11 protein-coding genes and 1 riboswitch are annotated in these 12,609 nt (G+C 58.2%); of the genes, 6 read left to right on the forward strand and 5 right to left on the reverse strand.

Annotated features, from left to right (window positions below; translation table 11 throughout):
• Window positions 1-53: 53 nt before the first annotated feature.
• Window positions 54-605, forward strand: coding sequence for a cytochrome b (locus ACM6I5_RS01780; RefSeq protein ID WP_017341244.1), 552 nt, complete (start codon window positions 54-56; stop codon window positions 603-605).
• Window positions 606-637: 32 nt separating this feature from the next.
• On the forward strand, window positions 638-1,222 hold the full coding sequence (locus ACM6I5_RS01785) for a YceI family protein (RefSeq protein WP_010466914.1): 585 nt from the start codon (window positions 638-640) through the stop codon (window positions 1,220-1,222).
• 147 nt (window positions 1,223-1,369) lie between these two features.
• Here ACM6I5_RS01785 and ACM6I5_RS01790 read toward each other — a convergent pair whose 3' ends face one another.
• The 4 genes from ACM6I5_RS01790 to ahcY form a co-directional block, all read right to left on the reverse strand.
• Window positions 1,370-3,244 (reverse strand): DEAD/DEAH box helicase, encoded by a 1,875-nt coding sequence (locus ACM6I5_RS01790; RefSeq protein WP_017341243.1) that lies wholly within the window; start codon window positions 3,242-3,244, stop codon window positions 1,370-1,372.
• A gap of 223 nt (window positions 3,245-3,467) precedes the next feature.
• Window positions 3,468-4,283, reverse strand: coding sequence for a substrate-binding periplasmic protein (locus ACM6I5_RS01795; RefSeq protein ID WP_017341242.1), 816 nt, complete (start codon window positions 4,281-4,283; stop codon window positions 3,468-3,470).
• Between the two features lie 208 nt (window positions 4,284-4,491).
• Window positions 4,492-5,337 (reverse strand): methylenetetrahydrofolate reductase [NAD(P)H], encoded by an 846-nt coding sequence (gene metF, locus ACM6I5_RS01800; RefSeq protein ID WP_017341240.1) that lies wholly within the window; start codon window positions 5,335-5,337, stop codon window positions 4,492-4,494.
• 128 nt (window positions 5,338-5,465) lie between these two features.
• Complete coding sequence (gene ahcY / locus ACM6I5_RS01805) at window positions 5,466-6,875, reverse strand: adenosylhomocysteinase (RefSeq protein ID WP_017341239.1); 1,410 nt, start codon at window positions 6,873-6,875, stop codon at window positions 5,466-5,468.
• Window positions 6,876-6,898: 23 nt separating this feature from the next.
• Window positions 6,899-6,997: riboswitch (S-adenosyl-L-homocysteine riboswitch) on the reverse strand.
• Window positions 6,998-7,195: 198 nt separating this feature from the next.
• Here ahcY and ACM6I5_RS01810 point away from each other — a divergent pair.
• Both ACM6I5_RS01810 and ACM6I5_RS01815 read left to right on the forward strand, forming a co-directional pair.
• On the forward strand, window positions 7,196-7,597 hold the full coding sequence (locus tag ACM6I5_RS01810) for an acyl-CoA thioesterase (protein ID WP_017341238.1): 402 nt from the start codon (window positions 7,196-7,198) through the stop codon (window positions 7,595-7,597).
• A 209-nt stretch (window positions 7,598-7,806) separates the two neighbouring features.
• Window positions 7,807-8,694, forward strand: a complete 888-nt coding sequence (locus tag ACM6I5_RS01815; RefSeq protein WP_017341237.1) for a formate/nitrite transporter family protein — start codon at window positions 7,807-7,809, stop codon at window positions 8,692-8,694.
• A gap of 45 nt (window positions 8,695-8,739) precedes the next feature.
• Here ACM6I5_RS01815 and ACM6I5_RS01820 read toward each other — a convergent pair whose 3' ends face one another.
• Entirely contained in the window at window positions 8,740-10,773 is a 2,034-nt protein-coding gene (locus ACM6I5_RS01820) for a patatin-like phospholipase family protein (protein WP_414883077.1), read from the reverse strand.
• Window positions 10,774-11,331: 558 nt separating this feature from the next.
• On the opposite strand from ACM6I5_RS01820, the gene ACM6I5_RS01825 reads away from it, so the two are divergent.
• Both ACM6I5_RS01825 and ACM6I5_RS01830 read left to right on the forward strand, forming a co-directional pair.
• Window positions 11,332-12,165: a DMT family transporter gene (locus ACM6I5_RS01825; protein ID WP_017341235.1), complete on the forward strand. Its 834-nt coding sequence runs from the start codon at window positions 11,332-11,334 to the stop codon at window positions 12,163-12,165.
• Window positions 12,166-12,220: 55 nt separating this feature from the next.
• Window positions 12,221-12,604, forward strand: coding sequence for an MAPEG family protein (locus ACM6I5_RS01830; protein ID WP_017341234.1), 384 nt, complete (start codon window positions 12,221-12,223; stop codon window positions 12,602-12,604).
• Window positions 12,605-12,609 lie beyond the last annotated feature (5 nt).

Raw genomic sequence — 12,609 nt, forward strand, 5'->3', positions numbered from 1 at the left:
TAAATCGATAGATAACTCGATAGTCTTGGTCGCAGTTCTCACAGGATTTGGGCATGCAGCTACGTAACTCTTCTTCCCGCTACGGTTGGGTCAGCATCTTCATGCATTGGTGCGTGGCGCTGGCGGTCTTCGGTCTGTTCGCGTTGGGGTTGTGGATGGTCGGTCTCGACTACTACAGCACCTGGCGCAAAGACGCGCCGGACCTGCACAAGAGCATTGGCCTGGTGCTGTTTGCCGTCATGTTGCTGCGTGTGTTGTGGCGCTTTGTCAGTCCGCCACCGCCGACACTCGACAGCTACAGCCGTCTGACGCGCATTGGCGCGAAGTTCGGCCATTCGTTCCTGTACCTCGGCCTGTTTGCTGTGATGATTGCCGGTTACCTGATTTCCACCGCAGACGGTGTCGGGATTCCGGTGTTTGGCCTGTTTGAAGTTCCTGCACTGGTGTCCGGAATACCGGACCAGGCAGACACCGCCGGTGTGATCCATCTGTATCTGGCGTGGGTACTGGTAATTTTTTCCGGTCTCCATGCGTTGGCAGCATTGAAGCACCACTTTATCGATCGTGATGCGACCCTCATTCGTATGCTGGGCCGCAAAGCCTGAAGTTCAACCTCGACTCCAAAGGAATAGAAAGCATGTTGAAAAAAACACTCGCTGCTGTGGCAATCGGTTCGGCTCTGCTGTCCGCTAACGTGATGGCAGCTGACTACGTCGTCGACAAGGAAGGCCAGCATGCCTTCGTTGACTTCAAGATCAGCCACTTGGGCTACAGCTACATCACCGGTACCTTCAAGGACATCGACGGCAAGTTCAGCTTCGATGCGGCCAAGCCGGAAGCGAGCAAGATCGAGTTCAACGTCAACACCGCCAGCGTGTTCACCAACCATGCCGAGCGCGACAAGCACATCGCCAGCAAAGACTTCCTGGACGGGTCTAAAGCCAAGTTCGTCTCCACCAGCGTTAAATCCACCGGCAAAAACGCCGCTGGCAAAGACACTGCCGACGTGACCGGCGACCTGACCATCCTTGGCGTGACCAAGCCAGTCGTGGTCAAGGCTACCTTCCTGGGCGAAGGCAAGGATCCATGGGGCGGCTACCGTGCCGGCTTCGAGGGCACCACCAGCATCAAGCGTTCCGACTTCGGCAAGCAGAAAGACCTGGGCCCAGCGTCCGATGCAGTCGAGTTGTACGTTTCGTTTGAAGGTGTCAAAGCGAAGTAATGCTCAGTCGTAGGAGCTGCCGCAGGCTGCGATCTTTCAAGATCAAAAGATCGCAGGCTTCGCCAGCGCCTACAAAAAGCAATTTGTGATACATAAAAAAATGCCCCGGATCGCGAGATCCGGGGCATTTTTCATGGCAGTGTCAAATCAGCGATTGCGAGTCAGCAATGCTGGTTTCTCACCACGGGGACGGCCTGGCAGTTGATCAAGTTGTTCGGGAGTCGGGAAACGATCGGTTTTCGACTCCTTGTGAATGATCTTCGGTGCCGGACCACGCGGGTTTTGCACGGCGGGTTCCGAACGCGGCTGGTCGTCACGCGCCGGGCGACGGTTGCGGCCTTCTTCGCGACGGGCCTGGCCGTCACGTGGAGCACCGTTGCGTGGACCGCTGCGCTTGGCCGGCGGCGTGCCGGTGGTGGCGCCGTCGCTGCTGCGCGGACCGCTTTGGCGACCCTGAGGCTTGCCGCCAGTGCGCGGAGCACCTGTGCCAGCGGCCGAACCTTGTGCCGGAGCGCCCGGACGGCGGCCACGACCCTGAGCCGGTTTGGCTTGAGGCACGTAGTCGACGCGGTTACCGAAGTTATCGATATCGTCGTCCAGGAACTCGTCCGGAGCGCGATCAGCGGCAGCGCGTGGCGCCGGGCGCTGTTGCTCGCGAGCCGGGGTGCCTTCGCGTGGTTTCTGCTCACGGGCCGGACGATCGCCACGGCCAGTGGCTGCAGGTTTTTCCTTGCCGCCCTTGTCCTTGCCTTTGTCTTTACGACCGCCGCCACCGCCGCTGCCGTTCGGACCGTCACCGCGCGGGCCACGTGGGTTGCGCGGGTTACGCACATCCGGACGCTCGCGGACTTCCGGTTTCTCGGCTTCTACAGCGCTGGAATCGAAGCCCATCAGGTCGCCGTCGGCGATTTTCTGCTTGGTCATGCGTTCGATGCTTTTCAGCAGCTTTTCTTCGTCCGGAGCCACCAGCGAGATCGCCTCGCCCGAACGACCGGCACGGCCGGTACGGCCGATGCGGTGAACGTAATCTTCGTCGACGTTCGGCAGTTCGAAGTTGACCACGTGTGGCAACTGATCGATGTCGAGGCCGCGAGCGGCGATGTCGGTGGCGACCAGGATGCGCACTTCACCGGCCTTGAAGTCGGCCAGGGCTTTGGTGCGCGCGTTCTGGCTCTTGTTGCCGTGGATCGCGACGGCGGTGAGGCCGTGTTTGTCCAGGTATTCGGCCAGACGGTTGGCGCCGTGCTTGGTGCGGGTGAACACGAGCACCTGTTCCCAGGCGCCTGCGGTGATCAGGTGCGCCAGCAGCGAACGCTTGTGGTTGGCAGGCAGACGGAATACGCGTTGCTCGATGCGCTCGACCGTGGTGTTCGGCGGCGTGACTTCGATGCGTTCCGGGTTGTGCAGCAGCTTGCCGGCAAGGTCGGTGATGTCCTTGGAGAACGTCGCCGAGAACAGCAGGTTCTGACGTTTGCTCGGCAGACGGGCCAGGACCTTTTTCACGTCATGGACAAAGCCCATGTCGAGCATGCGGTCGGCTTCGTCCAGCACGAGGATTTCCACGTGGGACAGATCGACGCTGCCTTGGCCGGCGAGGTCGAGCAGGCGGCCAGGGCAGGCCACCAGCACGTCAACGCCGCGGGACATGGCCTGAACCTGCGGGTTCATGCCGACGCCGCCGAAGATGCAGGCGCTGACGAACTTCAGGTCACGGGCATAGACCTTGAAGCTTTCGTGAACCTGAGCCGCGAGTTCGCGGGTAGGGGTCAGGACCAGCACGCGTGGTTGGCGCGGGCCGTGACGCTGGGATTTGTCCGGGTGACCGTTGGGAAACAACCGCTCCAGAATCGGAAGGGCGAAGCCGCCGGTTTTACCAGTACCTGTCTGAGCCGCAACCATCAGGTCGCGACCTTGCAACACGGCGGGAATGGCCCGCTGTTGCACCGGAGTAGGCTCGGTATAGCCCGCTGCCTCGATGGCGCGGACTAAAGCCTCGGAGAGACCGAGGGAAGCAAAGGACATGAGTAATCCTGTTTTAGTTAGGGCTTGGCCCAATGGGAGTCTTGCCTGGCGCGAATGGCGTTTAAGAGGAACGCAATCCCGTCCGGTCCTGCTGGGCCTTGAAAGCTCGTCTGGAGCGCTCGCGCGGGCTGAAAAGCTGCGCTGTAGCGGGGTCGAGATGCCTTGAACAAGTCCGAGCGTCCGGGCGTGAGCCTGGCGGGAAGGCCGGAGTATAACAGAGCAATCACTGCGCGCCGCTTTCCTGCTGCTCAACGGTTTTTTCGCGGACGGCGGTGGCCCCGGCAGCGTGATTGCTGACGGCCGGATCGGCGCCATAACGGGCACTCAGTTCGGCATAGGCGGGCTCGCGCTTGAACCGCTTGAGTTCGGCGCCGAAGCGTTGCACCAGCAAGTCCATGCCCGCATTGCGGCGAACTGCCAGGAATTGGCTCTGTTGGCTGATGACGGTCGGGTTTTCGCTGATCTGGTCGCGGATGTTCAATTCGTCGAGCAAATGCTGGCCGACCCGGCGATCGGTGATCAGCAGGTCGATTCGCCCGCGCACCAGTTTGCCGAAGTTGGCTTCGTGAGTGGGCGCCGGCTCGCGAGTGAACAGTGTCGATTCGCGAAAGTCCGGGCTGTACAGATAGCCTGGGGACGTGCCAATCGTCAGGCCTTTCAAGTCGTCCAGGGTACGAAACGGATGAGGCCGCTCGTTGGCGTAAAACATCACGAACTGGACTTCCGAGAGCGGTTCGCCGGGGTAGAGCAGGGTGGCGTCGCGCTCTTCACTGTGAAAAATGTCCAGCGCGCCATCGGCCTGGCCGGTTTCGAGCATCGACAGGCAGCGTTTCCACGGCAGGAACTGCCATTCGACTTCGATCCCCAGGCGCTTGAAGACGATGGCCGTGGTTTCGTAGTCCAGCCCCAGTGATTTACCGTTCTCCTCATAGACGTAAGGCGCCCATGGTTCGGTGACAATGCGCAATTTCTCGCCCCGAGCGGCGAAGCTCAGGCAAGTGAAAACCAGCATGGCGATTAACTGCGGGATCAATGGCATGGACTTCAGATTACGACGAGAAACAGGAAAGAGCCAGAAACCGCCTGCGAATGCTCTATCTCCGTGTGTTGCATCACAATAAAAGCGCGTTGAAAGCAAAAGATCGCAGCCTCGTTTCACTCGACAGCTCCTACAAGAGATTGCGCATTCTGTAGGAGCTGTCGAGTGAAACGAGGCTGCGATCTTTTGATCTTGCTTGTAACGATGTTTAGCGCGGCAGCTTCAGGTTGTTCCACACCGCCAGACTCGCTTCAGCCTGGTTCAGTGTGTAGAAGTGCAGCCCTGGAGCGCCACCTTGCAGCAGGCGTTCACACATTTCGGTGATGACTTGTTCACCAAAGCGTTGAATGCTTTGGGTGTCGTCGCCGTAGGCTTCCAGTTGCTTGCGGATCCAGCGCGGGATTTCCGCACCGCAGGCATCGGAGAAGCGCGCGAGCTTGCTGTAGTTGGTGATCGGCATGATGCCCGGCACGATCGGAATGTTCACGCCCATCGCCCGTACACGCTCGACGAAGTAGAAGTAGCTGTCGGCGTTGAAGAAATACTGGGTGATCGCGCTGTCGGCGCCGGCGTTGGCCTTGCGCACGAAGTTGGCGATATCGTCTTCGAAATTGCGCGCTTGCGGATGCATTTCCGGGTAAGCGGCGACTTCGATGTGGAAATGATCGCCGGTCTCTTCACGAATGAACTCGACCAGATCGTTAGCGTGGCGCAGTTCACCGCTGGCCATGCCCATGCCCGAAGGCAGGTCACCGCGCAGGGCAACGATACGTTTGATGCCGGCAGCCTTGTATTGAGTCAGCAGGCCGCGCAGGTCGTCCTTGCTGTCGCCAACGCAAGACAAATGCGGTGCGGCCGGGACTTTGACTTCGCTTTCGAGCTGCAACACGGTGTTGAGCGTGCGATCACGGGTCGAACCGCCAGCGCCGTAGGTGCAGGAGAAGAAATCGGGATTGTACGTGGCCAGCTGACGAGCAGTGGCGAGCAGCTTTTCATGCCCAGCGTCGGTCTTCGTAGGGAAGAACTCGAAGCTGTAGCGGCGGTCTTGGGACATGGGAATACCCTTTAGAACTCGTAAGCCGGATGCTGGCCCCCGTAGGAGCCGCCGCAGGCTGCGATCTTTCAAGGATCAAAAGATCGCAGCTTGCGGCAGCTCCTGGGGGAGCGGTCAGTCAGCGCCTATCAGTAGCGGTAAGCGTGCGGCTTGAACGGACCTTCGACGGTCACGCCGATGTAGTCGGCCTGGGTCTTGGTCAGCTGAGTCACAACACCGCCGAAACCGCGGACCATTTCCAGGGCCACTTCTTCGTCGAGTTTCTTCGGCAGTACTTCAACGGTCAGGCGCTCGGCTTTCTGGGCTGGCGACAGGTCGGCGTACTTCTGGCCGAACAGGAAGATCTGCGCCAGAACCTGGTTGGCGAACGAGCCGTCCATGATGCGGCTTGGGTGACCGGTGGCGTTACCCAGGTTAACCAGACGGCCTTCGGCCAGCAGGATCAGGTAGTCGTCGTTCTGGGCATCGAATGCGCCAGGGCCGGTACGGTGGATCTTGTGAACCTGTGGCTTCACTTCTTCCCATGCCCAGTTCTTGCGCATGAAAGCGGTGTCGATTTCGTTGTCGAAGTGGCCGATGTTGCAGACAACAGCGCGCTTCTTCAGGGCTTTGAGCATGTTTGCATCGCAAACATTGACGTTGCCGGTGGTGGTCACGATCAGGTCGATCTTGCCCAGCAGGGCCTTGTCGATGCTGGCTTCAGTACCGTTGTTGATACCGTCGATGAACGGCGAAACCAGCTCGTAGCCGTCCATGCAGGCTTGCATGGCGCAGATCGGGTCGACTTCGGAAACCTTGACGATCATGCCTTCCTGACGCAGGGACTGGGCCGAACCCTTGCCCACGTCACCGTAACCGATGACCAGCGCTTGCTTGCCGGACAGCAGGTGGTCGGTACCGCGCTTGATCGCGTCGTTCAGGCTGTGACGGCAGCCGTACTTGTTGTCGTTCTTGCTCTTGGTCACCGAGTCGTTGACGTTGATGGCCGGGATTTTCAGCTCGCCCTTGGCCAGCATGTCCAGCAGGCGGTGAACGCCAGTAGTGGTTTCTTCGGTCACGCCGTGGACGCGGTCCAGGATCGCCGGGTATTTCTTGTGCAGCAGCTCGGTCAGGTCGCCGCCGTCGTCGAGGATCATGTTGGCATCCCAAGGCGCGCCATCCTTCAGGATGGTTTGCTCCAGGCACCACTCGTACTCTTCTTCAGTTTCGCCTTTCCAGGCGAAAACCGGGATACCGGCAGCAGCGATGGCAGCAGCGGCCTGGTCCTGGGTCGAGAAAATGTTGCAGGACGACCAACGCACTTCGGCACCCAGGGCAACCAGGGTTTCGATCAGCACGGCAGTCTGAATGGTCATGTGGATGCAGCCGAGGATCTTCGCGCCTTTGAGCGGTTGCTCGGCGGAGTACTTGCGGCGCAGACCCATCAGGGCTGGCATTTCGGATTCAGCGATGATGGTTTCGCGACGGCCCCAGGCAGCCAGGGACATGTCGGCGACTTTGTAATCGTTAAAATCTGCAGGCGTGATAACAGCGCTCATGATGAGCCTCCATTCGTAATGTATGCGAATGGGCGCCGTTGTGCGTTTAGTGTCTGGCCGTGGCCAGGCAACGCCCCATCCGAGCCTGACAGGTCGAACCTGCTGCAGCGCCCCTCGGACAGGTGGCGGGAAAACGGTATCAATTGGAGATGACCGTTTTGAAACGGTGGCGATTATAGCGGGCTATGCTGATCTTCCAAAGCCTTTCTGCAGGTCAATGTCCGAACGGTAATCGAGACCATAGTCGATGCTTGATAGAGCTCTAGTCCGGGCTCTGCCATGATGGACGGCATCAATCGGCAAGACGGTCAGGAGTGAATATGAATTTCCACACCCGCAAATGGGTAAAACCCGAAGACCTCAACCCCAACGGCACGCTGTTCGGCGGCAGTCTGTTGCGCTGGATCGACGAAGAAGCGGCGATCTATGCCATCGTCCAGCTGGGCAATCAGCGCGTGGTCACCAAGTACATTTCCGAAATCAACTTCGTCAGCGCCTCGCGCCAGGGCGACATCATCGAACTGGGCATCACCGCGACCGAGTTCGGCCGGACGTCGATCACCCTGACCTGCGAAGTGCGCAACAAGATCACCCGTAAAAGCATCCTGACGGTGGAGAGAATGGTCTTCGTCAACCTGGGTGAGGACGGCTTGCCTGCGCCACATGGCCGGACCGAGATCAAGTACGTCAAAGATCAGTTTCAGGATGACGTCGTCAGCTAATGGAGTCGGCGGTACGCCCTTCGCTAGCAGGCCAGCTCCCACATTAGATCTTCAGTGAACACAGATTTTATGAACGACGCAGATCCAGTGTGGGAGCTAGCCTGTTAGCGATAGTGGTCGACCCGCCGACGATGATTCAGCGGACCACTGAACAGCGCCGGACCCCACGTGTCGTACCTACATGACACGCCACAGGTTCAGGAGCTTCAATGGACACGCACAAAGACGGCAAGACCCCCGACCTCTCGGCGAAAGAGCAGCACGAAGTCGACAAGAACCAGCCTCCGCGCGCAGCGGTGCTGCACGAAATCATCCGCACCCAGGGCGATCAGGAACTTGAGCGCAGCATCGCCGCGCTCTGGTGGTCGGCGCTGGCCGCCGGCCTGACCATGGGCCTGTCGCTGATGGCCATGGGGTTGCTCAATTCCCGCCTGCCGGACGCCGAAGGTTTCAAGGTCATCGCCAGTTTCGGCTACTGCGCCGGTTTTCTCGCGGTGATCCTCGCCCGCCAGCAGCTGTTCACCGAAAACACCCTGACGGCGGTCCTGCCGATCATGAGCAAGCCCACACTGGCCAACTTCGGCCGCTTGCTGCGGTTGTGGTCGGTGGTGTTGGTGGGCAACCTCTGCGGCACTTTGCTGGTGGCGTATGTGATGCTGCATCTGCCGATCTTCGACAGCAAGACTGACCTGGCCTTCCTCGACATCGGCCGCAAGGTCATGGAAAACGATGCCGGCCAGATGTTCGCCAAGGGCATTGTCTCGGGCTGGATGATCGCCACCATGGTCTGGATGATCCCATCCATGGAAAGCGCCAAGATGTGGATCATCATCCTCATCACCTACTTCATGGCGCTGGGGGACTTCACCCACATCGTGGTCGGTTCAGCCGAGGTTTCATATCTGGTCTTTGCCGGGGAACTGCCGTGGAAGGATTTCTGGCTGGTGTTCGCCGGTCCGACGCTGCTGGGGAATATCATCGGCGGCAGCTTTATTTTTGCACTGATCAGCCATGCGCAGATTCGCAGTGAAAGCGGCGCCCCTAAAGAGAAGAAAAGCGAAGCCCGGCCGACCGCAGACGAGGACGCCAAGCGATGAGGCCGGGCGAGGTATCCACTTGCCCGGCCTGCCGGTGCAGTACGGTTACTTGGCAGGAATCAGCCATGCTCGGGTTTGTTCAACCGTCGTCGAGCTGACAAAACTCGAGAATAGAGAGTTACGCGAGATGTAATTGTCGATTAGCCGTTTGCCTGCTCTCTCCTGATCCTCGGGGGTCTTGGCTTCTCGCAAGTCAATGATTGCCTCTCCTATCAGCTTGATGTTCGAGTCAGGCTGGCCAACACGATACAGGGAGGGAAAGAGCACTTCGCGAATGAAGTTTTCGCTCTTGATTTTGATGTCGCGGATGCTCATTTCCTCGATGGCTTTGGTCATGACAGCAGACTTTTGCCCTGGTGCCCCGGCATCCATGCGTTTAACGGCTTGGAGCAGCTCCATGTAATCCGGGTGGTTTCCATGATTGAGTTTTTTCGCCAGCCAATCGGTTTTTTCCGGTGTGTCGCCAAGCTGATCCAGGGCATTGATCACTGCACGCAGTTCTGGGGTGAGTTCCAGTGTGGCGTTCTTCTTGCCTGGGTCTTCTTTGTCTCTGGCTTTGGAGACGACATCCAGAGCGTGCTTTAAATCAGTCAGCGCCTGTTGAGCTTTCTGCCGGAAACTGATGACCGCTTCACATGATTGATCACTGTTCAGTTCAAGCGCCACCGTATCGAACAATGCATCATCAAGGGCCAGTAGAGCGCTACCAATGGATTTGAAGGTGTACGTTTCGCTGCGGTCATGGCTTTTCAGGTGTTCTTCAACTTTGGAGCGCAGTTTTTCCTGCAGCAGGTTTCTGTGCTCTTTCGGCATGCTGAAGTTGACCGTGCCTCCCAGCAGGGTAGTGAAGTCGCCCTCATCGGTCTTCAGGGGAACGATCACCGTTTGTCCTTTAAACGCGACGATGCCTTTCTCTTCTTGTGCGTCTCGGGCCGAGTGGTCCACGCCGATGGCCTTGTCGATCGTTCTCGAAAGAAGTGTGCCGCTATCGTTTTTTTTACCGCCATTCTCGCTCTCGAATTTGAGAATCAACTGATCTCTTTCGGGAATTGCGCTCATCGGGATTTGAATATCGTATAGATCCAGGACCGGAGTGTTGAGCATGATCCCGCCATCCTGAAAGGAAGTTCGCTCTCCCTCACCCTGGAAGGGCAGACCTTGTTCTGAGGGTGATTGGAAAACGACGGGCAATGAACCTGAAATAAGGGCTGCGTGAGCCACATCCAGATCCGGGGTCAGGCTGGCATTGAACACCACCATTTGCGGGCGCCCGTCGAACATGGCGGTGCCGGTGATGTGCAGTTGCTTGATTTCAGGCATGTCCTTGCTCAGGGTCGCCAGATCACCAAAGGTCACGTAGCGATTGGTTTTTATTTGTTCTACGCAAGCTTTGCTTGCCTCCGAAATTTGCCGCTGATCATCTTTAGGGGCCTGGCTGAAGCGAGACAGGATCGACTCGACCGATTTGTCACGGACCAGTGCCTCCAGTGGCCTGCCTTTGGATTGAAGTCGAGGCAGCAGGTCGAACAGCAGCTGTCCGATTTTGCCAGTCTTGCCCGGGGCCTTTGCGACACCTTTACCAATGGTGGAGCTGAGGTGCTGAATCGGTCCAAGCACCTTGCTTTGGCTGTCGAGCAGCGACACAAGATCGATGTCGTCCAACAGTTTGTCGATTTGCGCGTGTGTCATTCCGCAGGCGAGCACCGCCGCAGTAATGGCGCCTGCCGATGAACCTCGCAGGTTGCTGATTTTGTCCAGATGACCACTTTCTTCCAGTGCTTTTACCGCTCCGGAGAAGGCGACCCCTTTGGCCCCTCCGCCGCTTAGCACAAGGTCTTTGATATCAGGGCGCTTGAGGTCCATTTCGACCACGTCGTTCTCATAACGGCGGATCGAAAGCTCTCGGCCGGTCGACGAGCTCGCCAGCGTTTCGCACAGGCCTTCACCTTTGCACCGGGTGCCTTGCATGAAGTCGCCCCAATCTTCGTCAGAGGGACTTGTCGGTGAGCCTTGAGTCGCGTTGTTCAGGCTGCTTGAGGGAGGTGATGAGGGGGGGCGTACGGGGCTGATAACAGTCATGAGTTTCTCTTCCTTTGAGAGCGGTTTCGGAAGCAGCACTTTAGGAGAGGCGAAGGCAGGCGAGAGCACGGTGTATCAATTGGGAACACAAACACGAAGTCGCTTGGTGTCGCGCTCGATTGTGAGTTGAAAGGCTCTGTTTAGGGGATTTCAGGCAGTTTTGGAGGGCGGATAAAATGCCCTGTAGAAAATTCATACAGAGTGCGTCCTGAATGCGTCGAAGTTCCCGGTCGATTTTCTGACGGATGTCATGAGGTCTGTCCGGTGATTTCATGACTTGCTTGTCAACCCGATACATTGACGACAGCGTTACTGCATTCAATCTGGGAGACCGTTCTCGAGGAGAGCCGGCCGAGGCAGAATTTTTTGGAATTAGTCTGTGCGCAACTGAGTGCGGCGTGGTCGCTTGCAGTATAAACAGCTGCTGACTTATGACGAATCAATTATCTGACCGCTTCCTGCAGGAGCGAGGCTTGCCGGCGATGGCGATTTCAAGAACGCCTTCCACGGCAAACCATGCTCCTGCCAGGTGAGGATGATGAACAAAAGGAGCGTGCCGTGCTTGCGACGGCTTTGGTGTTGGTGGCGGCGTTGCTGCATGCGGCGTGGAATACGCTGATCAAGTTCAGCGCGGAACGGTTGTTGGTCGTGGCTTGCATGGACAGCGTGGCGATGTTGTTTGTCGCCCTGATGCTGCCTTTCGTGGCGTTACCGCCGATTGAAATCTGGCCGTGGATCCTGGCGTCGGCGGCGTTCGAGTTGCTCTATCGCTATTTGCTGATTAAGGCTTATCGGGTCGGTGATCTGGGGCTGGTCTATCCATTGATGCGCGGACTGTCGCCGCTGGTGGTGCTGGCCCTGACGCTGATCTTTGCCGGAGAAGTGCTGACCCATCAGCAGATCTTCGGAATCCTGCTGATCCCGTTCGGCATGCTGTGTTTGCTGTGGCAGGGCGGTGGCGGCGCGCGTTTGCCTTGGTCGATGCTGCCGGTGGTAGCACTGATCGGTCTGTGCATCGGCTGCTACACCTTTATCGATGGCCAGGCGCTGCGGCGTTGGTCGCATCCGCTGGATTACCTGGTCTGGGTGACGTTGCTCAGCGCCTGGCCGTTTCCGTTGCTCGCACTGGTGCGCAAGCGACCGGCGTTCATGCTGTTCTGGCGTGAACAGTGGCAGTTGGGATTGGCGGTCGGGTTTTGCGTGTTGTTCAGCTACGCTCTGGTGCTGTGGGCGATGCAGCTGGGGTCGATAGCCGAAGCAGCGGCATTGCGCGAGATCAGCGTGATCCTGGTGGTGCTGTTTGGCATGCGCTACCTGAAAGAACCTTTCGGCCGGCCTCGGCTCCTGGCCTGTGGGCTGGTGTTGATCGGTATATTGGTGATGAAGTTTTGACTGGCTCACTGTCGACGAGAGCTCGACGCATGAAACTTGAAGAAGGGATGACTTTATGACGGTTGCTTTGTGGTGCATTTTGATCGCGATTTTCCTGCCTTACCTGTGCACGGTCGTGGCCAAGATCAGTGGCGGTTACAGGCTGGACGACAACCATGATCCCCGGGATTTTCTTGATTCACTGGAAGGTTTGGGCAGGCGCGCGAATGCGGCGCAACTGAACAGTTTTGAAATCTTCCCGGCGTTCGCTGCGGCGGTGATCGTGGCGCACCTGGCTGGCAATGCCGAGCTGGTGACCATCAATGTGCTGTCGGTCTTATTTATCACCAGCCGGTTGCTGTACATCATTTGTTACCTGGCGGACTGGCATATCTTGCGGTCGTTGGTGTGGTTTGTGGGGCTGGGGTTGATCATCAGTTTATTTGTGGTTTCTGTCTAAGAGCA

Origin of the sequence: Pseudomonas sp. IT-P171, from assembly GCF_949767765.1 — a bacterium.
In the GTDB taxonomy this organism is placed as follows: domain Bacteria; phylum Pseudomonadota; class Gammaproteobacteria; order Pseudomonadales; family Pseudomonadaceae; genus Aquipseudomonas; species Aquipseudomonas fluorescens_B.